This is a genomic window from Massilia oculi (assembly GCF_017582745.1).
Taxonomy (GTDB): domain Bacteria; phylum Pseudomonadota; class Gammaproteobacteria; order Burkholderiales; family Burkholderiaceae_D; genus Telluria; species Telluria oculi_A.
Genome location: NZ_JAFVIM010000008.1, coordinates 29,250 through 55,808 on the forward strand (window position 1 = coordinate 29,250; position 26,559 = coordinate 55,808).

Sequence of the window (26,559 nt, forward strand, 5' to 3'; positions counted from 1 at the left end):
TTGCCGGATTCTATTTTGGCCTGACCAATTTAGCAAGCGGTCAGGCCATGCGCTTGTCTGGCAATCAGCTAGCCGCGCGAGAACGTTCGCGTCACGCGCTCCAGGTGTGCACGCATCGCGGCGCGGGCAGCAGGCGCATCGTGCGAGGCGATCGCGGCCAGGATGTTGCGGTGGTCGAGCAGGGTTTGCTTGCGCAATTCCTCGGTCTGGAAGTGTTCCTTCAGCTTGTGCCACAGGCTGCCGCGCTGGGCCCACAGGTATTCGATCACGCCCACCATGGCGGTGTTGCCGGTGGCGCGCGCCAGCGCCAGGTGGAAGTTGCGGTCGGCATTCTCGTTGCTGGCGCGGTCGTCGTGCTGGCGCTCCATCTCTTCGACCGCCTTCAGGATGGCGTCGATCGCCGAATCGGTGGCGTTCTTGGCGGCAAGGGCGGCGATCTCCGATTCGATCATGCGGCGCGCGGCCAGCACCTCGAATGGGCCCGGGCCGGCTTCCGGCACGTCGGACGGCGCCACCGCCTTCTCGCTGACATAGACACCGGAACCGCCGCGCACCTCGACGATGCCCGACAACTCCAGCACGATCAGCGCCTCGCGCAGCGAGGCGCGGCTGACTTCGAGCTTGGCGGCCAGCTCGCGCTCCGCAGGCAGCCGCGTGCCGGGCTGGATCTTTTCGTCCCGGATCAGATCCTGGATGCGCGCGGCGACGACGCGGTACAGGCGCGGCTCCTGGCCTGGCTCGGCGATTGCTGGAACTTTTTTCATGTGGCGGGGGCGCTGTCGGCGTGATGACCGACGGGTAGGTGACGGTCAGGCGATTCTAATTTGGCCAGACCAATCCCGCAAGGTGGACATACCAATGATGCAAGAAAAGACGTCTGCTCATAAGACGTCTGACAACTTGTACCAAGGTATAATCAACTGAATTCTCTTTAACTTCATTCTTAGGCAATCATGGTACTCCCGCAGCGCAAGCACCGCAGTCTGGCACAGGGCGTGGTCGAGCAGGTCACCGGCATCATCCGCGACGGCATGCTCAAACCGGGCGACAAGCTGCCCACCGAATCGTCCCTGATGACGCAGTACGGGGTCAGCCGCACCGTGGTGCGCGAGGCGATCTCGCACCTGCAGGCGGCCGGCCTGGTGCAGACCCGGCACGGCATCGGCACCTTCGTGCTGGACCGTCCGCAGTCGGGCCTCGGCCTCGATGCCGAGAGCATCCTGACCTTGCGCGACGTGCTGTCCATCCTCGAGCTGCGCATCGGCGTCGAGACCGAGACGGCGGGCCTGGCGGCCAGCCGGCGCAGCGAAGACCAGGTCGACGAGCTGGCCGGCGCGCTGCTCGAGATGCAGCAGGCGATGGCAGAGGGCAGGTCGGCGGTGGACGCCGACAAGCGCTTCCACCTGCTGATCGCCCAGGCCACCGGCAACCGCTATTTCGTCGACATCCTCGAACAGCTGGGCAATGCCATCATCCCGCGCGCGCGCCTCGATACGCCCAAGCTGGAGCAGGACAAGCCGGCCGATTTCCTCGAACGCGTCAGCCGCGAGCACGACGACATCTTCCGCGCTATCGAGCGACGCGACCCGGAAGCGGCGCGGGCGGCGATGCGCACCCACCTTTCGAACAGCCGCGAACGCCTGGTGCAGGCGCAGCGCCGCCTGGAAGGAGCCCTCAACTAAAGATTGCCGCACATTTTGCTTGCGGTCGACTTCGCTAGGTTGTACGATGACTTACAACTGAGTTGACTGATCATTCGTCAACATACTTTTTCGTCCAACACCTAGACCTACGGAGACCTAAGCAATGCAACCAAATGAACTCAAGCAAGTCCTGTCGCACGGCCTGCTGTCCTTCCCGATCACCGACTTCGACGCGCAGGGCGAGTTCGATCCGAAGGGCTACGCCGCGCGCCTCGAATGGCTCGCGCCGTTCGGCGCGACCGCGCTGTTCGCTGCCGGCGGCACCGGCGAATACTTCTCGCTGCATGGCGAGGAATACGGCCAGATCATCAAGACCGCGGTCGACACCTGCGCCGGCGTGGTGCCGATCCTGGCCGGTTGCGGCGGTCCGACCCGCACCGCCATCGCGCACGCCCAGGAAGCCGAGCGCCAGGGCGCCAAGGGCCTGCTGCTGCTGCCGCACTACCTGACCGAAGCCAGCCAGGACGGCCTGATCGCCCACGTCGAGGCGGTGTGCCGCTCGGTCAAGATCGGCGTCGTGGTCTACAACCGCGCCAACTGCCGCCTGACCCCGGACTCGCTGGCCAAGCTGGCCGACCGCTGCCCGAACCTGATCGGCTTCAAGGACGGCAACGGCGACATCGAACTGATGGTCTCGATCTGGCGCAAGCTGGGCGACCGCTTCAGCTACCTGGGCGGCCTGCCGACCGCCGAAGTGTATGCCGGCGCCTATAAAGCCCTGGGCACTCCGGTCTATTCGTCGGCCGTGTTCAACTTCGTGCCGCAACTGGCGATGGACTTCTACCACGCCACCGCCGCCGGCGACACCGACACCACCAACCGCCTGATCGACGACTTCTTCCTGCCTTACCTCGAGATCCGCAACCGCAAGGCCGGCTACGCCGTCAGCATCATCAAGGCCGGCGCCCGCCTGGTCGGCCACGGCGCCGGTCCGGTGCGTCCGCCGCTGACCGACCTGACCGCCGAAGAAGACGCGATGCTGCTCGACCTGCTGAAGAAGAACGGAGTGCTGTAATCATGACGATTCTCGGCGAAATGATCATTGGCCAGCAGTGCGTGCGCGGCACCGCCGGCGAGGCCTTCGGCTTCAACCCGTCCACCCGTGCCAACCTGGAGCCGGGCTTCGGCCAGGCGACCGGCGACGACGTCGAGCGCGCCTGCGCGCTGGCCGGCCAGGCTTTCGACCCTTATCGCGCACTGCCGCTCGAACAGCGTGCGCGCTTCCTGGAAGCGATCGCCGAGCAGATCCTGGCCGTGGGCCCGGAACTGATCGAGCGCGCGATGCTGGAGACCGGCCTGCCGCAGGCGCGCCTGGAAGGCGAGCGGATGCGCACCGTGAACCAGCTGCGCCTGTTCGCCAAGGTGGTGCGCGACGGTTACTTCATGGACGCGACGATCGACAGCGCGCTGCCGGACCGTGCGCCGCCGCGTCCCGACCTGCGCCTCTCCAAGATCGGCCTCGGACCGGTCGCCGTGTTCGGCGCCAGTAACTTCCCGCTGGCGTTCTCGGTGGCCGGGGGCGACACCGCCTCGGCGCTGGCGGCCGGCTGCCCGGTCGTGGTCAAGGCCCATGCCGCCCACCCAGGCACGTCGGAACTGGTCGGCCGCGCCGTCCAGCGCGCCGCGAAGGAAGCCGGCATGCCGGAAGGCGTGTTCTCGATGCTGTACGGCGATGGCCGTACCGTCGGCCAGCAACTGGTGGCCCACCCCGCGATCAAGGCGGTGGGCTTCACCGGTTCGCGCCAGGGCGGCACTGCGCTGATGCGCACCGCCGCCGGCCGCTCCGAGCCGATCCCGGTCTATGCCGAAATGAGCAGCGTGAATCCGGTATTCCTGCTGCCGGCCGCGCTGCAGGCCGGCGGCGCCGGCCTGGCGCAGGGCTTCGTCGACTCGCTGACGCTGGGCGTCGGCCAGTTCTGCACCAACCCGGGCCTGGTGTTCGCCCTCGAAAGCGCCGAGCTGGACGCCTTCGTCAAGGCGGCCGGCGAGGCGCTGGCGGGCAAGGGCGCCGGCACCATGCTCACCGCCGGCATCCATGAGGCGTACAACACCGGCGTTGCCAAGTTCGGCCAGGTCGAGGGATTGCAGCTGGTGGCCCAGGGGGCCGAAGAGGGCGCCGGTTGCGCGGCGCGCGCCGCGCTGTACCTGTGCGATGCCGACACCTATCTCGGTAACGCGGCGCTCGAAGACGAAGTGTTCGGCCCGGCCGCGGTGCTGGTGCGCTTCAAGGATGCAGAGCAGCTGTTGAAGGCGGCCGAGCACCTGCACGGCCAGCTGACCGCCACCGTCCATGCGCAAGCCGCCGACCACGGCCTGGCCGGCGCGCTGTTGCCTATCCTGGAGCGCAAGGCGGGCCGAGTGCTGTTCAACGGCTTCCCGACCGGCGTCGAAGTGTCGCACGCGATGGTCCACGGCGGCCCGTTCCCGGCCACCAGCGACAGCCGCACCACCTCGGTCGGCGCCAGCGCGATCGACCGCTTCCTGCGGCCGGTGTGCTACCAGAACCTGCCTGCCAACCTGCTGCCGGAAGCGCTGCGCGACGAGAACCCGCTGGGCCTCGCGCGCCTGCTGGACGGCGCACTGCAAGCTGGAGGGAAAGCGTAACGCCGTAAGTTTCTGTCGCAGCACCAGCCGGGGGAGACACCGGCTGTTTTAACTTGTAAAGAACTGATCACCATGAATCAGCAAGTCATCGACCTCGCACCGGCACAGACGGTGGTGGGCAAATATCGCTGGACGATTTGCGCACTGCTGTTCTTCGCCACCACCATCAATTACCTGGACCGCCAGGTCCTCAGCCTGCTGGCGCCGATGTTGTCAGCCGAATTCGGCTGGTCCAACACCGACTACGCGAACATCGCGGCCACCTTCCAGTTCGTCTACGCCATCTCGATGCTGTTCGCCGGCCGCGTGATCGACCGCATGGGCACCAAGCGCGCCTACGTGCTGGCCATCGTCGTGTGGTCGCTCGGCGCCGTCGCCCACGCCTACGCGATCTGGATCGGCGAGGCGGTCAACACCGTCTTCACCGCCATCGGATTGGCCGTGGTGCCGGTGTCGATCGCCGGCTTCATGATCGGCCGCGCGATCCTCGCCATCGGCGAGGCGGGCAACTTCCCGGCCGCGATCAAGGCCACCGCCGAATACTTTCCCAAGCGCGAGCGCTCGTTCGCGACCGGCATCTTCAACTCGGGCGCCAACGTCGGCGCCATCCTGGCGCCGCTGACGGTGCCGGTGATCGCCGAGTTCTGGGGCTGGCAGGCGGCTTTCATCGTGATCGGGGCCATCGGCTTCGTCTGGATGGGCGCCTGGATCTGGCTGTACGACGTCCCGGAGCGCTCGCCGCGCGTCGGCGCGGCCGAACTGGCGTATATCAACAGCGACGCCGGTGCAGGCGTGGCTGCGGCCGCGGTCGACAACACGCAGGTGGCCAAGAGCTCGTGGTTCAAGCTGCTTGGCTACCGCCAGACCTGGGCCTTCGTCGCCGGTAAATTCCTGACCGACGGCGTGTGGTGGTTCTTCCTGTTCTGGCTGCCCAAGTACATGTCGGCGCAGTACGGCATGTCGGCCACCGCCATGATCCTGCCGCTCGCCGTCCTGTACAGCATGACGATGGTGGGCAGTATCGGCGGCGGCTGGCTGCCGACCTACTTCCTGAACCGCGGCGCCGACATCTATCACGGCCGCATGCGCGCCATGCTGCTGATCGCGCTGTGCCCGCTGGTGGTGCTGCTGGCGCAACCGCTGGGCTACCTTGGCTTCTGGATTCCCGTGATCCTGATCGGCATCGGCGCCTCGGCCCACCAGGCCTGGTCGGCCAACCTGTTCACGACGGTGTCGGACATGTTCCCGAAACACAGCGTGGGCTCGGTGGTCGGCATCGGCGGCATGGCCGGCGGCCTGGGCGGCGTGCTGCTGACCAAGCTCGGTGGCTGGCTGTTCGACTATTATGGCGCGCTGGGCCAGCTGTCGACCGGTTACATGATCATGTTCTCGATCTGCGCGCTGGCCTATCTGGTGGCCTGGTGCGTGATGAAGGCGCTGGTGCCGCAGCACCGGGAAATCAAGGACCTGTAAGGATGTCGATGGAAATGGAAATCGTCGCCGGCGTGCACTGCGCGACCGGTGAGAGCCCGATGTGGCATGCGGGGGAACAGGCCTGGTACTGGGTCGACATTCCCGCCCGCCGCATCTGGCGGCTGGACCACGCCAGCGGAGAGTTGCGCCGCTGGCTGGCGCCGGAGATGGTGGCCTGCATCGCTGCGAGCGGCGGCGGCGGCCTGGTGGCGGGAATGGAGACTGGGATCTTCCATCTCGACCTGCACGACGACGGCACGGTCGGCGCCAGCCGGCTGGCTGCACCGGCGGCAAGCGAGCTGGGCGAGGGCATGCGCTTCAACGACGGCCGCTGCGACCGCCAGGGACGGTTCTGGAGCGGCACCATGTTCATGGACATGGGCGCCGCGCGCGCGGTCGGCGGGCTGTATCGCTACTCGAATCGGGAAGGCCTGCACGGGCCGGTGGTGTCGAATATGCTGACCCAGAACGGGCTGGCCTGGTCGCCCGACGGGAAGACGATGTACCTGTCCGACTCCCACCCACAGCGCCGCATGGTCTGGGCCTTCGACTACGACGTCGACGCCGGCCTGCCGCATGAGCAGCGGGTGTTCCTCGACCTGAACGGCCAGAAGGGCCGGCCGGACGGCGCCGCGGTCGATGCCGACGGCTGCTACTGGACCTGCGCCAACGATGGCGGCGTGGTGCAGCGCTACACCCCGGCGGGCAAGCTCGATCGGGAGATCGAGCTGCCGATGGCCAAGCCGTCGATGTGCGCCTTCGGCGGGCCGGATCTCGACCTGCTGCTGGTGACGTCGATCGATCCGGCAGGCGCGGCCAACCCGGGCGGGGATGCCGGCGCCGTGGTGTTGTTGCGTCCCGGCGTCAAGGGCGTGGCCGAGACGCCGTTTTTACGGGATTGATATTCCGAGCTGCGCCGCATGCCGGCGCAGGAAATCCAGGTGGGCGTCGCGGGTGGCGGGACCGGTGTAGGGCATAATGGTCCACAGCTCCGACGCCCGCATCGCCGCGCCGGGCGCCAGCTCGACATAGGGCGCGTGCACCTCGAGCTCGAGCATCCCCTTGCCCGGGGCGTCGGCAACGGCGTCCTGGTACAGCTCGACCTGGCCCTGGGCCGGGTGGATCGCTGCGCGCGGCTGGTGGGCGAACTGGATCACCAGCGCCTGGCCATCGCGGAACGCCGCCAGCCAGCCGTGTGACGGCTGGGCGAACAGCTTGCCCTTGCGTGGGGCGTCTCCCGGCATCGGCAAGTCCAGCGACAGCAGGCCGCCACCCAGCGTGTAGCGCAAGGCCCCGGACGGCTCGATCCGGAGGTCTTCCTGCGAAGCGACCGGCATGTAGGCCATCGTGTGCGCCGGCACGCGCGTATTGAACCAGATGTCGCGTCCCGCCAGCTTGCCGCTACGGTTGGTCGCTTCTGCCTCCAGCCTCAGGCTGTCCGGCTTGCCCGTGACCAGGGCATAGCGCTTGCGCAGCTGGATGCCGGACACCGGACTGGCCGGGCTGTCGAGCACGATCTCGCCCTGTTTTTTCTCCACCAGCGCGTACTTCGCAAGGCTCAGCCAGGGATCGGGCGGCCAGGTCGCCTTCGCCGCGGCGCGCGCCGGATTGAGGTCCTGGTGCACCCACCATTCGCGTTGCGGCCCGATCCAGACCTCGTGGCCCTGGTAGCGGATATAGCCCGACGCGGCATCCGGCGCCACGCCGGGATCGCCGGCAGCTTCGTCGATGAGCAGGAAATTGGGCTTGCCCTTCAGCGCGAACGACAGCAGGCGGCCTCCGGCGACTTCCGATACGCGCGATTCCACGACGTCGTTGTCGAGGCGATGCGAAGGGAGCTGGGCGGATGCGAGTGCGGCAGGGGTGGCGAGGAGGCAGAGGCAGGCGAGATGGAGCGCCGGAAAAGAAGGGTGCGGGCGTGGCATGAATGCGGGCATCTGCTGGGCGTTGGGCGTTGGGCGCTCCAGCATATCAGAGAACAAGCCGCGAAACCGGTTGCCCGGCTTCGCGGCTTGCCGATGCCTCGGGGACGACCGAATTACTTCGAAGCGTCCTGCATTTTTTCGCCGGCGCGTTCGACGCTGCGGCCAGCAGCGGCGGTGGCGTCGCTGGCGGCTTCCTTGGCCTCGGCGGCGGCTTCACGCGATTCCTGGCGCACTTCGGCGGTGGCGTTGTCGATGCGGTCGCCGGCACGGTCGGCAGCGGCTTCGGCGCGGTCGCCGGCGGCTTCGATACGGTCGCCCGCGCGCTCGGCGGCGGCGTCGGCAGCAGCCACGCCTTCGCGGGTTTCATTGGCGACGGTGCGGCCGGCATTGTCGATCGCGGCGCCGGCTTCTTGTGCCGGACCCATATTGTCGTTCTTGTTGCAGCCGGTAGCCAGCACGGCGACGGACAGCATGAGGGCGGAGAGGGCGATAGTGGTTTTCATGGTGTGCTCCTTAAAATAAATGTTGTCGTTTAGCTTACACCTACTGCTAATTTTTTGACTCACGCCACGACCGCAATCGTGCGCGACGAAGTCATTACAACATTTCCAACACTCATCCGCTGTGCGCTAGATAACGTAACAACGTTTCGGCATGCGGGGACAAGATATTCGGATCGGCGAAGCACAGTCGAAGTTCCCGGTTGGCCCAGGTATCGTCCAGCAGCACGATGCCGACCGGCAGCTCGCGCGCGAAGCGGGTGGCGGCGGCCTCGGGCAGCATGGCGATGCCGACGTCCTGCGCAACGAGCTGGGCGATGGCGTCGAAGCTGGGCGCCCGCACCCGGACCTTGAGCGGCCGGCCGCTCTGGACCGCACGCGCCTCGATGAAATGCTGCATCGGACGCTCGGCCGGCAGGCAGACGAAGGCGAACTCGAAGGCATCGCGCATCCGGGTGGCCGGGCGTTCGGTCAGGGGGTGGCCGGCCGGCACCAGCAGCACCAGGCGGTCGGTGCGAAACGGCAGCGAGATCACGTCGCCCGTCGCCACGTTGCCATCCAGGATGCCGATCTCGATCTCCCGCGCGCGCACCGCCTGCAGGATGTCGCGGCTGGTGCGTTCCTCGAGCTGCAGGTCGACCGACGGGTGGTCGGCCAGGAACACGCCCAGCGCCGCCGGCAGGAAGGTGCTGATCGCCACCGTGGTGCCGGCCAGCCGCACCGCGCCGCGCTGCGGCCCGCGCAGCTCGCGCACGGTGTCGCGCAGCTGGTCGGCCTCGCTGACCACGCGCGCGGCGCGCTCCAGGATGAAGCGGCCGGCCGGCGTCGGCGTCATGCCGCCGGCGGAGCGCGTGAAGACGACGAGGCCGCAGTCGTCCTCGAAGCCGCGCAGGCGGTTGCTGGCGGCCGACAGGGCGATCGGGAAGCGCTCGGCGGCCTTGCTGAGGCTTCCGGCATCGGCGATGGCGAGCAGGAGGCGAAGGTCGGTGAGGTCGACATGCATGGGGTTTCTCGGATGGCGAAGGCTGGGTCCAGGATTGACGCATTCTAGCGCGGAACCTTTCTCGGCAGAATAAGGTCTTTACCACCGAACCCTGATCATGAGTCCAACCCAAGTACGCCTGCGCAGCTGGTCGCAGGATGGCCGCCTGTATGCGGTGCTGGCCGCCGCCGGCTTCAGCATGAAGGCGGTATTCGTCAAGCTGGCTTATGCGGCGGCGCCTGTCGATGCGCTGACCCTGCTGGCCTTGCGCATGGGTGTCGCGTTGCCGCTGTTCGTGTGGCTGGCCTGGCTGGCGCGTGACCGGGACGCCGCGCCGCTGTCGGTGAAGGACGGCATCCATATCGCCGTGTTGGGTTTTCTTGGCTACTATCTCTCCAGCCTGTTCGACTTCTATGGGCTGGAAACCATCACGGCCGGACTCGAACGGCTGATCCTCTATCTGTATCCGACCCTGGTGCTGCTGTTCCAGGTTGCCCTCACGCGCCAGCGGCCGTCCAGCCGCACCTTGCAGGCGCTGGCCATCTGCTACCTGGGCCTGGGCATCGGCTTCGTGCACGACCTGCAGGTGACCGGCTGGAGCCGCGACGTGATGGTCGGATCGGCCTGGGTATTCGCCAGCGCCGTGACCTATGCCATGTATTACCTCGGCACCGGCGCGCTCGTGGGCCGGATCGGCTCCATGCGCCTGGCCGGCCTGGCCGGCAGCGCTTCATGCGTGTTCGTGCTGGGGCACTTCGTGGCGGCCGGCGACCTGGCCGCGCTGGCGGCGCTGCCGCCGGCGGTCTGGCTCAATGGCGGCTTGATGGCCGTGGTCTCGACCGCGCTGCCGATCTACTGGCTGGCGCTGGCCATCGGGCGCATGGGCGCGGCGCAGGCGGCGGCGGTGGGCAATCTGGGGCCGGTGCTGACCTTGTTCGCAGCATGGTTGCTGTTGGGAGAGCCACTGTCGCTGTACCAGATCGGGGGCCTGGCGCTGGTGATCCTGGGTGTCGCGCGCCTCAAGCCGAAGGCGCCACCGCATCGGTAGCGCACGATATGCGACACACAAACGCATTTGGCGATCCACTTGAAGCGAGTGGGACATGGTAAAACTCTTGCTGCAATGTATTTTCATCGACAGCAACGAGGAATCATGACCCGCACCTTATCACTGAAGGCGCTTGCCTTCGGTCTTTGCAGCCTGCAGGCGACGCTGGCGCTTGCGGCGCCGCCGCAGAATCCCTGGGCCGCGATGGCGCGGGCGGACGCGGATTTCATCCACGAGTGGATCGAGCGGCAATCCATCTCGGCGGTCTACCCGGCCGACGGCGCTTTCAAGGCGCAACTGGCCAGGGCGAGGAGCGCATTCGACGCCGACTCGGCCCGGGTCGACAGCTACGCGGGCTACCGTCATGCACTCGGATCGTTCGTGGGTTCCCTGCAGGACCTGCACCTCACGCTGCGCCATTCGCTGACGCCATCGAGCTACGGGTGGCCCGGCTTCATGGCAGTCTATCGTGGTGGTCGCTACCTTGTCGCTACCCAGGGCAGCGACCTGGCCGGCCAGGAAATCACGCAATGCGACGGCCAGCCGATGGATGCGCTGGTGCGCCGTGTCGCCACCTACGAACAGCTCATCGCCGGCCTGGAGTCGACCAAGGCCCGGGCCGCGCCCCTGGTCTTCAGGGACGCCGGCAGTCCCTTCGTGCCGCGCCCGCGCAGCTGCCGGATCGGCGGCCGGGACATCGTCCTCGACTGGCAGCCGGTCGCGGCCAGCAGGTTTGCGGCGGACATGCGCAGCGCGATCGCCTACACGGACCGGGTCACGGGCATCACGCCCTTCGGCGCCGATGGGGCCTGGGTGCGCCTGGGCATCTTCGACATGCAGACGCAGGCCGAAGGCAAGGCGTTCAAGCAGCTCATGGCCGATGCGCCGGCATTGCGGGACAAATCCGTCATCGTCCTCGACGTGCGCGGCAATGGCGGCGGCCCTTATGAATGGTTCATGGGTTTCCTGCGCGCGCTGTATGGCAAGGATTACGCCGACTACCACGCGCGGTCACGCCTGGAGATCTCGCATGTCTACCGGGTCACGCCCGAGATCATGGCCTTCTTTGGCGAGCACGAAGCCGCCGAGACGGGCGAACTCGTGCCTCCTGCCGACGGCACGCCTTTCGACAAGGGCAATGTCAAATACCGTCAGGCCGTCGAGGCCGGGAAGACAGTCCTCGTCACGCCGCCCAATGCGCGCGCCATCCCGAAGCCGGCCAGGGAACCGGTCAACCCGGTAAAGGCGCGGGTACTGCTGCTGACCGACTACAACTGCGCCAGCGCGTGCATCGTCTTCGTCGATGAACTGAAACGGTTCCCGGGTGTCGAGCAGGTGGGCGTCGAGACGTCGGTCGATTCGCGTACCGGCACTGGGTTCGGGGCGCCGCTGCCGAGCAAGAATGGCGTGATCGAGGTGCCGGTCGTCACACGCGACGGCCGCGCACGGGGGGACAATATTCCGCAGCGTCCGAGCCGGATCTTCAGCGGGAACATCCTCGACACGACGGCCGTCAAGGCCTGGATCGGCGAACAGATCCTGGGCGGGAAGATGGGAGCGCATCCCGATCGAACAGGCCCGCCCCCGTCCAGCGCGGCAGCGAAGTGAGCGTGCGCGCAGCGACGGCCTTCTGCGCATAAGCGGCGCCGAGTGTGCGCAGGACGCGTGGAAAGGCGCGGCAATAGCTGGACTGGATGCCTGCCAGGCGCGCCAGCTGCGCGTAGTCGACCACGGCGCCAGGGGGGACGGCGTCGAGCACCTGTGCGATGCGCAGGCGCCAGTCGTCCGACCATGAGGCAAAGTGTTGTCCGAGATCGCGCACCGGATCGCCCGGACGAATCACCCCGCCCTGGATCACCCGCGCCAGGACGCCGCGCCGGGCGCCGATCCTGGCCGCCAGCCGCTCGCCGTGCAGGTCGAGCCGGCCGCAGGCTTCGCAGGCGAACATCAGGCGAATCGTCGCCTCGGCGCCGACCTGCAGCACGGTCCCGGAGGGGAAATGTTCGATGTCCTCGTCGAGCAGCAGGTTTTCGCGCAGCGCCTGCGACGGCAGCAGAAGGGCGGCGTACCCGGCGCGGGAAGCCAGCAGCAGCTGGCGTGGCGACAGCGGGTCGAGATGGCGGTCGCCCTCGGCGCCGCTGCCGGCGAGCAGCCGCATGCTGTCGACCCGCATTGGCGCGGGCGCGCCGGCGGGGCGGATCGACAGCTCGGCAATCACCTGGCGGGCGCTGACGTCAAGGCGCGGCGTGCAGCGCGCGCGCCGCTTCGCGGTACCTGGCGGCGTTGGGAACGTCGGTCCATGCCGGCTTGGCCGTGTCATTGGCGATGTCCTGCAGGGCGACGGCGATCATGCGGTTCACGCGCACCATATTGTCGTAGTCGATCTTGTCCCAGGTGTCGTCCTTGCCGTGGTAGTCAGGGAAGCCGAAGGCCACCGCCAGGGTGTGGGCCGGCACGCCGGCATCGGCCAGCGCCTGGTTGTCGCTGCGCGCGAAATAGCGGTCGCTGTTGGTCGGGTGCTTCCAGAAGCGGATGCCGGTGCGCTCGGCGGCGCGCTGCATGGTCGTGCCGACGGTCGAGTAGTCGAAGCCGGTCATGGTCGCGGACGAGACCTGCGGGCCCTCGCTGTCGTCGGTGCGGCCCAGCTGCTCGAGGTTCAGGTTCATCACGGTGTCCTTCAGCGGGAACACAGGGTGCTTCGCATAGTAGCGCGAGCCCAGCAGGCCGAGTTCCTCGCCGAACAGGGCGACGAACACGATGCTGCGGCGCGGACGCTCCTTCTGGGCGGCCATGGCCGCGGCGATCTCGATCATCGACACGGTGCCGCTGCCGTCGTCGTTGGCGCCGTTGTAGATCTCGCCGTCGCGGATGCCCAGGTGATCGTAGTGGGCGCTGAGCATGACGTAGGTGCTCTTCAGTTGCGGGTCCGATCCGCGCAGCACGCCAATCACATTGCGCAGCTTGAGCGGGCTGACGGTTGGCGCCACGATCCTGGCCGCCACGCTGGCGCCGCCTTGTTCGAGCGTGCCGGCGACGTCGGCCGCGTGCAGCAGCACGACCGGCGGGCCGTCCTTGGCCGCCGGCTGGCTCGGGTCGATCAGCCAGCCGCCCTGGGTACGGCTGTGGCGGCGTTCGCGGTCGATCATCACGACCAGCGCCGGTTTGCTCTGCAGCTTCGATTGCAGGGCGGCGGCCGCGCCCGGGATTGCCGCCGCGGGCACGACCAGCACCTTGCCGTTTGCTGCGCTCTTGTCGTCCAGCGCCGCCTGCCATTGCATGAACACGGCCGGCGTGTTCCTGAGGGTGACCGGATCGACGAAGTTGGCCGAGGCGCCGCCCAGCGGCACCTCGATGGTCTTGCCGCCGGCCGTCACCGTGATCGTGATGTCCTTCTCGCCGCGCTTGGCATATTGCCAGTTGGCGGTCTGGTAGTAGCCGTCGTCGCCGGCCGCTTCGAGCCCGGCGCGGCGGAACTGGGCGGCAATGTATTCGGCCGCCAGGTCGACGCCGCGCGAAGGCGTGCCGCGGCCCTCCAGCAGGTCGGACGAGAGGAAGGACAGGTGGCCGCGCAGCGAGTCGGCCGAGATGTGGGCGGTCAGCGCCGCATGGTATGGCGCGCGTGGGGCTTCGGCATGAACCGCGCAGCCGGCGAGGGCGACGCTGAAGCCGAGGGCAGAGACAAGGTGACGCATGCGTTGACTTCCTTGGGGTAGAAAAAATTGCAATATGACATGTTGAGCAAGTGCGGTCAATCGGATGGTCTAGATGGCATTTCGATGGCGATTTGCATAAGCTTGTATTTATTTATTCGTTTGGCATAGCATTTCCGCCCGGTATTATGCGTCTTCCACAGTAATTCGACGATCATCCAGCCATGACAGATTCGCAGCACCGCACTCCACCCACCCGCACGGCGCTCATGCCGGGCAAGGTCGGGGCGTGCTGTCGAATGCCGCGCCACTGATCGCCTGAACCACACCGCCGTCTCCCGCACCCGTCCTCCATGGATGGGGCAGGGAGCGCACGCCCGCAGCACTGCCCCTGGCAGCGCCGGCGGGAAGACCACCACCAGGAATACCATGCATAAACCTCTCGCTATCGTCGTGGCGCTCGCCGCCGCATTCTCGCAACACGCCGCTGCCCAGGACATCGAAAAAGTCGTCGTCACCGGTTCCAACATCCGCACCACGCAAAAGGAAGGCGCCAGCGCCGTGCAGGTCATCTCCGCGAAAGAGCTGGCCGCCACCGGCAAGGCCAGCATCGCCGACGTGATCCGCTCGATCTCGGCCAACAGCGGCAACAGCTACAACGAGCAGTTCACCGGCAGCTTCTCGGCCGGTACCGCCGGCCTGTCGCTGCGCGGCCTGGGCCAGAAGAACACGCTGATCCTGGTGAACGGCAAGCGCGTCAGCCCCTACGCCACCGCCCAGAACCTGCAGGAAGTCTTCGTCGACCTGAACAGCCTGCCGATGGCGGCGGTGCAGCGCATCGAGGTGCTGAAGGACGGTGCCTCGTCGGTCTACGGTTCGGACGCCGTGGCCGGCGTGGTCAACATCATCCTCTATAAAGAGTTCAAGGGAACCGAGATCAGCGCCCAGGCCGGCCGCTCCACCGAGGGCACCGGCCAGGACGACAAGAGCGTGACTCTGCAGACCGGCTTCGGTTCGCTGGTCGAGGATGGCTATAGTGTCGTGTTCTCGGCGGACGCGCAGTGGCGCGACAAGCTGCAGCAGGACCAGGTGGGCTGGATGGCGGGCAGCGATTTCCGCGGCAATCCGAACGGGACCCTGGCCTGGGTGCCGACCAACTACGTCAACAACGATCCGACTCAGTGGCTGGGCGGCGCTTCCGGCGCGAATGCGGGTCCGCTGGCGGTCCAGCCCTACGGCGAGATCACTCCTGGCCGCAGCGGTAACGTGCTGGCCTATAATCCGGCCACCTACAAGACCCTGATCCCGGGCATCCAGCGCGCCCATGCTTCGCTGCGCGGCACCGTCAAGCTGGGCCAGGACCACGAGGCCTATGCCGAGGTGCTGTATGGGCGTTCGCGCGCCGACCAGACCTTCAGCGCTCCCTTGACCGTCGGCACCGGCCTGCGCGCCTGGAACGACGTCACCCAGCAGCTGGACAACATCAATGTGGTGCTGCCGGTCGGCCATCCGAACAATCCCGGCGCCACCCCGCTGCCGTTCAACGCCACCCTGTTCGACCTGGGCCCGCGCATGAAGCAGGGCCGTGTCGAGTTCTTCCGCGTGCTGACCGGCGTGAAAGGCTATGCCGGCGGCTGGGAATACGACGCCTCGGTCGGTCATTCGGGCAGCGAGCTGAAAGAGACCGTGCAGAACTTTGTCAACCGCTACGAATTCGAGAAGGTGCTGGCGGACGGCAGCTATGACTTCGTCAACCAGGCCAACAACAGCGAAGAAGTGCGCAACCGCCTGCGCCTGTCGACCCTGCGCCCGGCCGAATCGAAGCTCACCACCGTCGACCTGAGCGCCACCCGCGAACTGGCGCAGCTGCCGGCCGGCGCGCTCGGCTTCGCGGTGGGCGCCCAGTGGCGCCGCGAAGAGATGGATTCGCAGACCTCGACGGCCGTCCTGTCGGGCACCGAGCTGCGCCCGGCGATCAACATCATCGACGGCAGCCGCGACGTGGCGGCGCTGTTCGCCGAATTGAACGTGCCGGTCTTGACAGACCTGAGCGTCAACCTGGCCGGCCGCGGCGACCATTACGACGACTTCGGCAGCGCTTTCTCGCCGAAAGCCAGCGTGCGCTGGCAGGCGGCGCCGTGGCTGCTGGTGCGCGGCACGCTGTCGCGCGGCTTCCGGGCGCCGTCGCTGCCCGAGATCACCAACTCGACCTCGGTCAGCTATGGCAACGTGGTAGATCCGCGCGATCCGATCTCGCCGACCCAGGCGCGCGGCATCACCAACCTGACGATCGCCAACCCCGACCTGTCGCCGGAGCGTTCGACCAACGCCAACTTCGGCATCGTGCTGGCCCCGAACAACCGCACCAGCCTGGGCCTGGACTTCTACCGCATCCGGACCGAGGGCGTGATCGGCACCGAATCGGCCGACAACATCATCGCCAACGAAGCGATCGCCCCCGGCAAGATCGTGCGCGACGCCCAGGGCCGCATCCTGACCCTGTACCGGCAGTATGCCAACCAGGGCAACCGCTCGGTTTCCGGCTTCGACATCGACCTGCGCCACGTGCAGCCGCTGGCCGCGTACGGCAAGCTGACCTTGAACGCCCAGCTGAGCCGCGTGCTGTCGTTCGAGCAGCCGCTGGCGGTCGGCCTGCCGCTGACCGAGGGCGCCGGCAACAACTACTTCGGCTCGATTCCGAAGTGGCGCGGCGTGACCGGCCTGACCTGGGACATCCAGGACTGGAGCAATACGCTGGTGTGGAACTACGTGGACGGCTATGACCAGACCACCCGCCCGGGAGAACGCGTCAAGCCATATGGCACCTTCGACCTGAACCTGGCGTGGAAGGCAACCCAGGCGGCCACCGTCAGCTTCATCGTGCATAACCTGGGCGACAAGCGGCCGTCGTGGGATTCGTCGACCGCCTTCTTCGACTATACCCAGGGCGATCCGCGCGGCCGGGTGGCGTCGGTGAAGGTCAACTACCGCTTCTAAGCGCCACCGCGAAGCGGTTTCGGTCGATGCCGGAGCCGCTTCGCGCCATCCTTTCTCCGGTTCGTCGCAACGCGGCTTGCCGGGCGCACGCCTGCTGGGCACAATGACTTTACTTCCAGTTGAGCGAGCCAGCATGTCCAGTCCCATCCAATCTCTCCTGCCAGCGCCCCGGTCGCGCCTGCGACGCCTGCTGGCCGACCTGCCGCTGTCGATCGCCGTCAGCGCGGTGCTCGCGATCTTCATCAGCCTCGTCTCGGGACAGTTCCTCGAGAATTTCCTGGTTTCGATCCTCATCGGTATCGTCGCGTTTACCATCGTCAACGGCGGCAGGCTGCTGTGGTGGGACCGGCCGCACTGGGGCGTGCGCGAATGGGCGCCGTTCCTGGCGCTCGCCGTCGCGACGGCGCCGGTCGCGCACTTCACCGGTTTGCGCGCCGGCGGCATGCTGCTCGGGATCCGTACGCCCACGTTGGCCGAGTATCCGACGCAGGGCCGCTTGAGCATGATCCTGTTCACCATGATTGGTACGATGATGATGGTGGTGCTGGTGATGTACCGCGAGCGCGTGCGCCGCATCGAGGACGAGCATGCCGCCGCACGGCTGCGCGCCGAAATCATCGAGCGCCAGGCGCTGCAGGCGCAACTACGGCTGCTGCAGGCCCAGATCGAGCCGCACATGCTGTTCAATACGCTGGCCAACCTGCAGGGCCTGATCGCCATCGACCCGGACCGCGCCAGCGAGATGCTCGACCAGCTGATCCAGTACCTGCGCGCCACCCTGAGCGTCTCGCGCGCCGAGACCACGACGCTGGAGCAGGAATTCGCGGCGATGGATGCCTACCTGGGCCTGATGGGCGTGCGGATGGGCGAGCGGCTGGCCTATCGCGTCGACCTGCCGCCCGAACTGAAGACGGCGCGCCTGCCCACGATGCTGCTGCAGCCGCTGGTGGAGAACGCGATCGTGCATGGCCTGGAGCCGAAGGTCGATGGCGGCGAGGTCGTCGTCAAGGCCAGCGCCGCCGGCGACAGCCTCGTGATCGAAGTGTGCGACACTGGCCTGGGCCTTGGCCAGGTCCATGGCCGGCGCGGCGGCGGGGTGGGCGTCTCGACCACCCGCGAGCGGCTCGAAGCCTTGTATGGCGAGCGCGCGACGATGTCCCTGACGCCAGCCCCGCCACAGGGCACGCTGGCCCGACTGACCCTTCCACTGGAGACCACCGCATGACCCGCGCCCTGATTGCAGAAGACGAACCGATCCTCGCCGCCACCCTGGCCAAGACCTTGCAGGGTTTGTGGCCCGAGCTGGAGATCGTGGGCACGGCCCAGAATGGCCTGGCGGCGGTGGAGCAATCGCTGGCGCTGCGTCCGGACGTGCTGTTCCTCGACATCCGCATGCCGGGCCAGACCGGCCTGGAAGCGGCCGAGGAACTGGCCGAGCGCTGGGAAGGGCCGCAGCCGTTCCCGCACATCGTGTTCGTGACCGCATTCGACGACTACGCGGTCGAGGCATTCGAAAGGGCTGCGGTCGACTACGTGCTCAAGCCGGTCAGCGCGGGGCGGCTGGGCAAGACGGTGGAACGCCTGCGCGCGCTGGTCGATGCGGGGCGCGTGCCGGCAGTGGGCGTGGCGGATGCGGACTCGCTGGGCCAGCTGCTCGGCCAGCTCCAGGCGCTGCTGCCGGCGGCCGCGTCGGCCGAGCGCTTGACGACGGTGCGGGCGGCGGTCGGCAACGTGGTGCGGATGATCCCGGTGGCCGACGTCGTGTTCTTCCAGGCGGTCGACAAGTACGTGAACGTGGCGACGGCGGACAGCGAGGCGCTGATCCGGGTGCCGCTGAAGGATTTGCTGCCGCAGCTCGATCCGGACCGGTTCCGGCAGGTCAGCCGCAGCATGGTGGTGAATATGGCGTGCGTGGTGAGTGCGGGGCGCGATGACACGGGCAAGGTGACCTTGAACCTGCGTGGGCGGGCGGATAAGCCGCGGGTCAGTCCCGTATATGCGCATTTGTTCAGGCAGATGTAGGGCTGCTGGTTGTCTTACTCGAGATCCGGTACAAAAAACACGCTGTCGATCCGGCCGGTGTCTTTGTCTGCCTCAAAGACGAGTAAATATCCTTTGCCGTACGTGCTCCTGACCGTATCCGGCCCGACGACTTGAGCAACGTTCGTGTCGTAGTCGTGATATCCCGTCTTCCAGCAGCCCCGAGAGCAGAATCGGGAGCAATAAAATTTGCGCCGGGATTCGCATCTGGTCCTTTTCCGGTTTGATCGCTCTTGACTGCCCAGACCGTAAAGCGCTGATGCAAAGTCGGCTGAGTAATTGGTTCGACGTGAGAGTGCGGCAATCCTGAAACCGACTGCATTGCTATGAAGATCCATGGCTTTCTCTGCCGGCGGGTTCTCCGGGAAGTCTCGCGCGCCGAAGTTGCAGTTGATTTACTTTACTTCGGGAACGAAATGAACCCGTTCGATCCGGCCGTTATTCTTGTTTGCTTCAAACACCCATAGATAGCCTTTCCCGTGAATACTGTTGACAGTATCTGGGCCAACAAAATAAGCCGGATTATTATCGTAGTAGTAGTAGCCTGTGGATTGACCCAATATCTTTTCGACCTGGCGCCGGTCGAGGGCGGTAGCGTCATACTGGCGCAAGAATGACGCGGTCATCTGACCACGCTCGATCCGCGATGCAGTGGCCCATGATTCGGGCGTGAACTCTCGGTGCCCCAGTTTCACCGCCTGGTCGAGGGCTACGTTCGGCGAGCAAGCGGAGAGGACAAGCAATGTAGAAAGCGCAGTGAGGACGGCTCGCATGGGGTCATCCTAGCGTTCGATGATCTTGAGTCGTCCGCTGCGGAGTGCATCAATGCATCGCAAGATCAGTATCTGATTCGGTCCTCCGTAACGGCCAATATTCAGACCGACGGCATTATTATGCAGGTCCATCGTCTTCTCGCTCGGTGGATTGTCCGGAAAAGCTTCGTGCGCATTCGTGTACCGCCATGCACTGGCGTACCCAATATCTCGCGCGAGAAGTGCGGACCAAAAACAGTGACGAAACGCGTCCCCCGGCGTATTGCGGCGGCTTCCAGGAAAGCGCAGCTCGCTCTCGAGCAGTGCGCGCTGCGAGGATCGCTTGATCACCGCCACCTGCTCGGGAAACAAGGCTAGATGAATCTTTTCACTCGCCGTCAGTTTTTGGAAAAGTTCCGCATACGTCGTCATGTGCGTTCCCTCCTTTGATGGACGCTCAGAGTATTTCATGTCCTGTCGTAATCGTTCTTGGTCATCCTCAATCTGAACGCTGGCCCGGCGCCAGGGCCGATATCGGCGGCACAGGCACGGAACGAATTGAGTAAAATGCCATCTTTCGCCAGAACAGATCACACGATGGAACTCCGCGCCGCCGCGCTGCACGCGCTGCTCGAAACCGATCCCGCAACCAAGGCCCAGGCGGTCGCCGCATTGACCGCCGCCTGCAAGGCCGGGAACGTGCGCATCGACACCGGCGTCGCACTCGTCGCGCCCGCCGGCATTCCCGGCCGCCCGATCCGCCCCGAACTGGTGCCGCCGCTGCAGGTCGGCCGCCGCTCGATGGCCACGCCCGAGGGCCGGGCCATGCTGATCCACGCCCTCGCGCACATCGAATTCAACGCCATCAACCTGGCTTTGGATGCGCTGTGGCGCTTTGCCGGCATGCCGGAGCGGTATTACCTCGACTGGCTGCGCGTGGCCGACGAAGAGGCGCTGCACTTCACGATGCTGAGCGCGCACCTGGCCACGCTCGGTTACGCCTACGGTGACTTCCCCGGCCACGACAGCCTGTGGGAGATGGTGGCAAAGACCAGTGACGACGTCATGGCCCGAATGGCGCTGGTGCCGCGCACCCTGGAGGCGCGCGGGCTCGATGCGATTCCGCCGCTGCGCAAGAAGATCGCCCAGGCCGGCGACCTGGCGGCAGCCCTGATCCTCGACCGGCTGCTGGTGGACGAAGTAGGGCATGTCGAAATCGGCAACCGCTGGTACTTCAGCCTGTGCGAGCAACGCGGGCTGGAGCCGATCGCCACCTACGACGAACTGACCGTGCGCTACAAGGCGCCCGTCCTCAAGGGACCGTTCAATATCGAAGGCCGGCGCCAGGCCGGCTTCACCGAGGCCGAGCTGCAGCGTTACCGGTGATGGACACTGGCTTCCTCCTGACGCGCCACTGGCGCGACACCGCCGCCGGCTGCGAAGTCGAGTTCTGGCTCGCCACCGATGCCGGGCCGCGCCGCCTGCGGCTGCCGGCGCAGAAGCCGGTGGCCTTCATCCCCGAGGAGCAGCGCGCCACCGTCGAGCAGTTGCTGATCGACGAGCGCGGCTGGGAATTGCGCCCGCTCGACCTGCTCGATTTTCGCCACCGGCCGGTCGCCGGCCTGTATTGCCGCAAATACCGCCAGCTGCTGCGCATCGAAAAGCAGCTGCGCCAGCACGGCCTCGACGTGTTCGAGGGCGACGTGCGTCCGCCCGAGCGCTACCTGATGGAGCGCTTCATCACGGCGCCGGTGAGCTTCGCCGGGACGCCGGTCGACGGCGATCCGCTGCTGTTGGTCGACGCTGTCCTGAAGCCGGCGCCGGGCTATCGGCCGACCATTCGCACGGTGTCGCTCGACATCGAGACCACCTTCCAGGGCGAGCTGCGCTCGATCGCGCTCGAAGGCTGCGGCCAGCGCCAGGTCTATATGTTGGGGCCGCCCAATGGGCAAGAGGTCGAGCGGGATTTTGAACTCGACTACTGCGACACCCGGCTCGCACTGCTCGACCGGCTGGAAGAATGGTTCATCCGCCACGACCCCGACGCCATCATCGGCTGGAACCTGATCCAGTTCGATATGCGGGTGCTGCAAAAACACGCCGACCGCTTCAATCGCCCGCTGCGCCTGGGCCGCGACGGCAGCGCAATCGAGTGGCGCGAGCATGGCGGCAAGCAGGAACACTACTTCATCTGCATCGCCGGCCGCCTGGTCATCGACGGCATCGACGCGCTGCACTCGGCCACCTGGAGCTTCCCGTCCTTCAGTCTCGAGAACGTCTCGCGCGCCCTGCTGGGCGAAGGCAAGGCGATCGACAACCCGCACGACCGCATGGCCGAGATCGACCGCATGTTCGCCGAGGACAAGCCGGCGCTGGCCTGGTACAACCTCAAGGATTGCGAGCTGGTCACACGCATCTTCGACAAGACCAAGCTGATGGCCTTCCTGCTGGAGCGCGCCAGCGTGACCGGGCTGGCGGCCGACCGCAGCGGCGGTTCGGTGGCGGCGTTCGAGCACCTGTACATGCCGCTGCTGCACCGCCAGGGGCGGGTGGCGCCGAACATCGGCGACGTCGCCGGCGCCGACAGCCCCGGCGGCTTCGTGATGGATTCGCGCTCGGGCCTGTACGACTCGGTCCTGGTGCTGGACTACAAAAGCCTGTATCCGTCCATCATCCGCACCTTTCTGATCGATCCGCTCGGCCTGGTCGAAGGCTTGCGCGAGCCCGAGGAAGCCACGGTGCCGGGCTATCGCGGTGGACGTTTTTCGCGCACCCGGCACTGCCTGCCCGGCATCGTGACCCAGGTCTGGGCCGGCCGCGAGGCCGCGAAGAAGGAAAGCAATGCGCCGCTGTCGCAGGCGCTGAAGATCATCATGAACGCCTTCTACGGCGTGCTCGGCACCACCGGCTGCCGCTTCTTCGACCCGCGGCTGGCCTCGTCGATCACGATGCGCGGTCATGACATCATGCACCGCACGCGCGAGCTGATCGAGGAGCAGGGCTATCAGGTGATCTACGGCGACACCGATTCGACCTTCGTCTGGCTGGGGCGCGAGCATGCCGAGACCGATGCGCGCCGCATCGGGCAGGCATTGGTCGATCACGTCAACGGCTGGTGGCGAACGCATCTGCAGGCCGAACTGGGCATCGAGAGCGCGCTCGAACTGGAGTACGACGTGCACTTCCGCCGCTTCCTGATGCCGACAGTGCGCGGTTCCGATGAAGGCAGCAAGAAGCGCTACGCCGGGCTGGCTGCGACCGTCGACGGCGGCGAGGAGATGGTCTATAAAGGCCTGGAGACGGTGCGCACCGACTGGACCCCGCTCGCGCAAGCCTTCCAGCAGGGGCTCTATGAGCGCATCTTCAAGGGCCAGCCCTACGAAGACTATGTGCGCGAGCTGGTCGCGCGCATGTTGCGCGGCGAATGCGACGACGATCTCGTCTACCGCAAGCGCCTGCGCCGGCCGCTGGAGGAATACCAGCGCAACGTGCCGCCGCACGTGCGCGCCGCGCGCATGGCCGACGAGCACCACCTGCGCCAGGGCCGCCCCGCGCTCTACCGCAAGGGCGGCTGGATCCGCTATGTGATGACCTTGAACGGCCCCGAGCCGATGGAAGCGCGCCACGGAGCCATCGACTACGAACACTACCTCACGCGCCAGCTGGAACCGGTGGCCGACGCCATCCTGCCCTTCCTGGGCGACAGCTTCGCCAATCTCACGAGCCCTCAGCAAACGCTGTTCTAGCCCGCGGCCCAGGCGCGCCGCACGCAGCGCCGCGGCGCCGCGATACTGCGGTGCATCAGGTAGCGGCTGCCCGGCACCTGCAAGGCGCCGGCGAACAGCAGGTCGCGCCACAGGCCCTTGCCGTCGGCCTGGAAGCAGGGCGTGAGCGCGCGGCTCAAGGCCTGGTAGGCGCGCACGGTGCGCAGGCGGCTGCTCGAATAGCGCGCCAGGCCCGCGCCTGGTCCGGCCGCGTCGACGCAGGCGGCCAGCGTTAGCGCATCCTGCACCGCGAGCGTCGTGCCCAACCCGAGCTGGGGACTCATCGCATGGGCGGCGTCGCCGACGATGCAGACCGGTCCCGCCGCCAGCCGCGACGGCCGGGCGTGATGGTAGCTGGCGAAAGCCAGCTGCTCGTGAGAGTGGATGCGGTCGACCACCGGCCGCGCTGCGGGCCAAAGCGCGAGCAGTTCGCGCTTCCAGTCGGCGAGCGGCGCCGCGCGCCAGTCGGCGTAGCGGTCGCGCCGCAGGCTCCAGAACAGCGACACGCGCAGCTGGCGGCCCACGCGCTCGGTCGGCATGATGCCGAACATGCGCTCCGTGCCGCCGTAGCGCTGGGCGAGCAGGTGCGGATCTGGCCAGTCGTCCAGGTCGACCAGCGACCACAGCGCGCCCCAGTCATACAAGGTCGACGCGGTGGCCAGTCCACAGGCGGCTGGCAGCCGCGAGGAGGCGCCGTTGGCGATCGCGACGGCGTCGAAGCCGTGCTGGACCCCGCCCACGTCCACGATGCCCGTGGCGCCATCGGCCGAGACGGCGCGGACGTCGCAGCCGAAGTGCAGCCGCACCCCGAGTGCGGCGCATTCGCGCTCCAGGACGCCGCCCAGGGCCGACCGGCTGACCGCGCGCGCCTGCAGGTCGCGATAGGGGATGTCGACCAGGGTCCAGCCGCGTTCGCACTTGCCGACGAGGCGTTCGATCGGCACGCTGATCGCCTCGAATGCCGCGCCCACGCCCAGCTCGTCGAGCGCGGCGACGCCCTGCGGCTGGATCAGCACCCCCGCGCCGAGGGTGGCCAGCGATGGATGTTTTTCGAATACGTCGACCGCATGCCCGGCGCGGGCGAAGGCGATCGCCGTGGCCAGGCCGGCGGTGCCGGCGCCGACGATGCCGATCCGGTGGCGGGTCATGATGCAGCTCGCATATTTATCCTCGCGGAAACCTTTTGCTGGAGTATAACGCCGCCGTCCTGTCACGCCTTGGACATATCCGCTCGCTAGACTGCCCGCACGTTTTCAACAGGAGAAATCACGTGGATCGTCGCGGCTTTTTACGCAGTAGCGCATACTTTACCGTCGCCAGCGCGGGCGGCTTGCTGGCCGCCTGCGGCGGCTCGGATGACACACCGCCGCAGGGCAGTTTCACCTTCCCGCTGGGCGTCGCCAGCGGCGATCCGAAGGAGGGCAGCATCGTGTTCTGGACCCGCTGTGCGCCGAAGGGCGGCAGCGAAGAGGTCGAGTTGCGGCTCGAGGTGGCTACCGATACTGCGTTCACCCAGGTCGCCGGCGTGGTCGAGCTGAAGGCGGTGCCGGCCTACGACCACACGGTGCGCGCCAAGCTGACCGGCCTGGCCCCGGCCACCCGTTATTACTACCGCTTCCGCGCCGGCGCCGACCTGAGCCCGGTGGGCCAGGCCAGGACCGCACCAGGCGCCGCCAGCACCCCGGCCCAGATGCGCTTCGCCTGGATGACCTGCCAGGACTGGAGCGTCAACCACTGGGCCGCGATGGGCATGATGGCGGCCGAGGAACTCGATTTCATCGTCCACCTGGGCGACTACGTCTACGAGACGGTCGGCGCCGACTTCCAGGCCGGCCGCGCCGAGCCGGCCCATGCGCGCATCGAGCTGCCGGACGGCGTGACGATCGCCGGCGGCGCGCGCTACGCCAACACACTGGCCGACTACCGCACCCTGTACCGCACCTATCGCAGCGACGCGCGCCTGCAGGCGCTGCACGCCAAGTGCCCGATGATCGTGATCTGGGACGACCATGAATTTTCCGACGATTGCTGGCAAGACCACCAGACCTACGACAACGCCAACCAGCAGCAGACCTCGCGCCGCCGCAACGCCACCCAGGCCTGGGCCGAGTACATGCCGGTCGACTGGGGCGACGTCTCGTTCGACCTGAACAAGGCCGGCTACGACAATATCCGCATCTACCGCGACTTCCGCTTCGGCACCTTGATGCACCTGGTGATGACCGACCAGCGGCTGTACCGCGACGACCACGTGGTCAATGAAGCGACCTACGCCAGCATGCTGCAGGGCGACCCGGTGAACGGCGACGATTCGATCGGCTCGCGCTATTTCGTGCCGCAGCCGCTGCTGGCCCAGTTCGAGGCCGGCGCCAAGGCGGCGCTGGGCCGCAATCCCGGCCTTCTCGGACCGACCCAGACCCAGTGGTGGAAAGACACCATGAAGGGTTCGACGGCCACCTGGAAAGTGTGGGGCAACGAAGTGACCCTGAACCGGATGTGGCTCGACATGCGCACCATGGCGCCGCCGCCGTTCGACAACCTGTACATCGTGAACGCCGACGGCTGGGATGGTTATCCTTCCTACCGCGCCGAGATGCTGGGCCACCTGGCCAGCAACGGCGTGAAGAACGTGGTGGCGATCACGGGCGACCTGCACGCCTTCCAGTGCGGCGTGATCTACGACAGCAACGACCCGCGCAGCGGCAAACCGGTGGCGGTGGATTTCGTCAGCGCCGGCATCAGCAGCTCCTCGTTCTACCAGTACCTGCGCGCCGGCGCCGGCAGCACACCGCTGGCGCCGCTGGTGGCCACGCCGCAGGGCTTCGACCAGGTGCTGCGCATGAACAATCCGGCCTTCGCCTACGCCGACCACGATGCCCAGGGCTATGCGGTGGCCACCGTCACCGCGGCTTCATTCAGCGTCGTGTTCACCAAGGTCAAGCCGCTGGACGCGAACGGCGCCGCGCCGGGCGCGCCGCTGGCCAAGCGCACCCGCATCACGCTTGCCAGTGGCTCGACGACGCCGCGGGTCGAGGACAATGTGAGCTGAAGGAGGGAGCCCATGCCGCCTGCATGAGCGCGCGCGGCACCGGCACAAACGCTGGCCCACGGCCGCGCTCCC

The 26,559-nt window shown here is 67.0% G+C and carries 22 protein-coding genes; 13 read left to right on the forward strand and 9 right to left on the reverse strand.

The window, feature by feature from the left end; all coding sequences use genetic code 11:
* Nucleotides 1–68: 68 nt before the first annotated feature.
* Nucleotides 69–764 (reverse strand): FadR/GntR family transcriptional regulator, encoded by a 696-nt coding sequence (locus J3U95_RS11320; protein ID WP_208278701.1) that lies wholly within the window; start codon nt 762–764, stop codon nt 69–71.
* Between the two features lie 189 nt (nt 765–953).
* On the opposite strand from J3U95_RS11320, the gene J3U95_RS11325 reads away from it, so the two are divergent.
* The 5 genes from J3U95_RS11325 to J3U95_RS11345 all read left to right on the forward strand — a co-directional run bounded on the left by J3U95_RS11325 (nt 954) and on the right by J3U95_RS11345 (nt 6,682).
* Entirely contained in the window at nt 954–1,682 is a 729-nt protein-coding gene (locus J3U95_RS11325) for a FadR/GntR family transcriptional regulator (RefSeq protein WP_208278702.1), read from the forward strand.
* 124 nt (nt 1,683–1,806) lie between these two features.
* Complete coding sequence (kdgD, locus tag J3U95_RS11330; protein ID WP_208278703.1) at nt 1,807–2,718, forward strand: 5-dehydro-4-deoxyglucarate dehydratase; 912 nt, start codon at nt 1,807–1,809, stop codon at nt 2,716–2,718.
* 2 nt (nt 2,719–2,720) lie between these two features.
* Nucleotides 2,721–4,307 carry an aldehyde dehydrogenase (NADP(+)) gene (locus tag J3U95_RS11335; RefSeq protein WP_208278704.1) on the forward strand — a complete coding sequence of 529 codons (1,587 nt, stop codon included), beginning with the start codon at nt 2,721–2,723 and terminating at the stop codon, nt 4,305–4,307.
* 72 nt (nt 4,308–4,379) lie between these two features.
* Nucleotides 4,380–5,780, forward strand: a complete 1,401-nt coding sequence (locus J3U95_RS11340; protein WP_208278705.1) for an MFS transporter — start codon at nt 4,380–4,382, stop codon at nt 5,778–5,780.
* 8 nt (nt 5,781–5,788) lie between these two features.
* On the forward strand, nt 5,789–6,682 hold the full coding sequence (locus tag J3U95_RS11345) for an SMP-30/gluconolactonase/LRE family protein (RefSeq protein ID WP_370662062.1): 894 nt from the start codon (nt 5,789–5,791) through the stop codon (nt 6,680–6,682).
* On the opposite strand, the gene J3U95_RS11350 is transcribed toward J3U95_RS11345, so the two are convergent.
* From J3U95_RS11350 to J3U95_RS11360, 3 genes are all read right to left on the reverse strand, one after another.
* Nucleotides 6,671–7,717 (reverse strand): DUF4380 domain-containing protein, encoded by a 1,047-nt coding sequence (locus tag J3U95_RS11350; protein ID WP_307728379.1) that lies wholly within the window; start codon nt 7,715–7,717, stop codon nt 6,671–6,673. The two genes, J3U95_RS11345 and J3U95_RS11350, sit on opposite strands and share 12 nt — an antisense overlap.
* Before the next feature lie 101 nt (nt 7,718–7,818).
* Entirely contained in the window at nt 7,819–8,208 is a 390-nt protein-coding gene (locus J3U95_RS11355) for a hypothetical protein (protein WP_109347708.1), read from the reverse strand.
* 112 nt (nt 8,209–8,320) lie between these two features.
* Nucleotides 8,321–9,208, reverse strand: a complete 888-nt coding sequence (locus J3U95_RS11360; RefSeq protein ID WP_208278707.1) for a LysR family transcriptional regulator — start codon at nt 9,206–9,208, stop codon at nt 8,321–8,323.
* Nucleotides 9,209–9,305: 97 nt separating this feature from the next.
* Between J3U95_RS11360 and J3U95_RS11365 the strand changes: the two genes are divergently transcribed.
* Nucleotides 9,306–10,235 (forward strand): DMT family transporter, encoded by a 930-nt coding sequence (locus J3U95_RS11365; protein WP_208278708.1) that lies wholly within the window; start codon nt 9,306–9,308, stop codon nt 10,233–10,235.
* Nucleotides 10,236–10,340: 105 nt separating this feature from the next.
* On the forward strand, nt 10,341–11,843 hold the full coding sequence (locus J3U95_RS11370; RefSeq protein WP_208278709.1) for a S41 family peptidase: 1,503 nt from the start codon (nt 10,341–10,343) through the stop codon (nt 11,841–11,843).
* On the opposite strand, the gene J3U95_RS11375 is transcribed toward J3U95_RS11370, so the two are convergent.
* Nucleotides 11,749–12,555, reverse strand: coding sequence for an MOSC domain-containing protein (locus J3U95_RS11375; RefSeq protein WP_229519778.1), 807 nt, complete (start codon nt 12,553–12,555; stop codon nt 11,749–11,751). The genes J3U95_RS11370 and J3U95_RS11375 overlap by 95 nt on opposite strands.
* Complete coding sequence (locus J3U95_RS11380) at nt 12,470–13,927, reverse strand: M28 family peptidase (RefSeq protein ID WP_208278710.1); 1,458 nt, start codon at nt 13,925–13,927, stop codon at nt 12,470–12,472. The genes J3U95_RS11375 and J3U95_RS11380 overlap by 86 nt, the downstream gene beginning before the upstream one ends.
* A gap of 387 nt (nt 13,928–14,314) precedes the next feature.
* Here J3U95_RS11380 and J3U95_RS11385 point away from each other — a divergent pair, with 387 nt between their 5' ends.
* The 3 genes from J3U95_RS11385 to J3U95_RS11395 all read left to right on the forward strand — a co-directional run bounded on the left by J3U95_RS11385 (nt 14,315) and on the right by J3U95_RS11395 (nt 18,904).
* Nucleotides 14,315–16,882: a TonB-dependent receptor plug domain-containing protein gene (locus J3U95_RS11385; protein ID WP_208278711.1), complete on the forward strand. Its 2,568-nt coding sequence runs from the start codon at nt 14,315–14,317 to the stop codon at nt 16,880–16,882.
* 133 nt (nt 16,883–17,015) lie between these two features.
* The gene (locus J3U95_RS11390; RefSeq protein ID WP_208278712.1) at nt 17,016–18,107 is read left to right on the forward strand and encodes a sensor histidine kinase; all 1,092 of its coding nucleotides are present in this window, start codon (nt 17,016–17,018) and stop codon (nt 18,105–18,107) included.
* Entirely contained in the window at nt 18,104–18,904 is an 801-nt protein-coding gene (locus J3U95_RS11395) for a LytR/AlgR family response regulator transcription factor (protein ID WP_208278713.1), read from the forward strand. The genes J3U95_RS11390 and J3U95_RS11395 overlap by 4 nt, the downstream gene beginning before the upstream one ends.
* A 413-nt stretch (nt 18,905–19,317) precedes the next feature.
* Here J3U95_RS11395 and J3U95_RS11400 read toward each other — a convergent pair whose 3' ends face one another.
* Nucleotides 19,318–19,695, reverse strand: coding sequence for a hypothetical protein (locus J3U95_RS11400; protein WP_208278714.1), 378 nt, complete (start codon nt 19,693–19,695; stop codon nt 19,318–19,320).
* A 9-nt stretch (nt 19,696–19,704) separates the two neighbouring features.
* Complete coding sequence (locus J3U95_RS11405; RefSeq protein WP_208278715.1) at nt 19,705–20,106, reverse strand: DUF6973 domain-containing protein; 402 nt, start codon at nt 20,104–20,106, stop codon at nt 19,705–19,707.
* A 165-nt stretch (nt 20,107–20,271) separates the two neighbouring features.
* Between J3U95_RS11405 and J3U95_RS11410 the strand changes: the two genes are divergently transcribed.
* Entirely contained in the window at nt 20,272–21,060 is a 789-nt protein-coding gene (locus J3U95_RS11410; protein WP_208278716.1) for a ferritin-like domain-containing protein, read from the forward strand.
* On the forward strand, nt 21,060–23,420 hold the full coding sequence (locus J3U95_RS11415) for a DNA polymerase II (RefSeq protein ID WP_208278717.1): 2,361 nt from the start codon (nt 21,060–21,062) through the stop codon (nt 23,418–23,420). The genes J3U95_RS11410 and J3U95_RS11415 overlap by 1 nt, the downstream gene beginning before the upstream one ends.
* Here J3U95_RS11415 and J3U95_RS11420 read toward each other — a convergent pair.
* On the reverse strand, nt 23,417–24,586 hold the full coding sequence (locus J3U95_RS11420; RefSeq protein ID WP_208278718.1) for an FAD-dependent oxidoreductase: 1,170 nt from the start codon (nt 24,584–24,586) through the stop codon (nt 23,417–23,419). The two genes, J3U95_RS11415 and J3U95_RS11420, sit on opposite strands and share 4 nt — an antisense overlap.
* A gap of 122 nt (nt 24,587–24,708) precedes the next feature.
* Here J3U95_RS11420 and J3U95_RS11425 point away from each other — a divergent pair, with 122 nt between their 5' ends.
* Nucleotides 24,709–26,487: an alkaline phosphatase D family protein gene (locus tag J3U95_RS11425; RefSeq protein ID WP_208278719.1), complete on the forward strand. Its 1,779-nt coding sequence runs from the start codon at nt 24,709–24,711 to the stop codon at nt 26,485–26,487.
* Nucleotides 26,488–26,559: the final 72 nt, after the last annotated feature.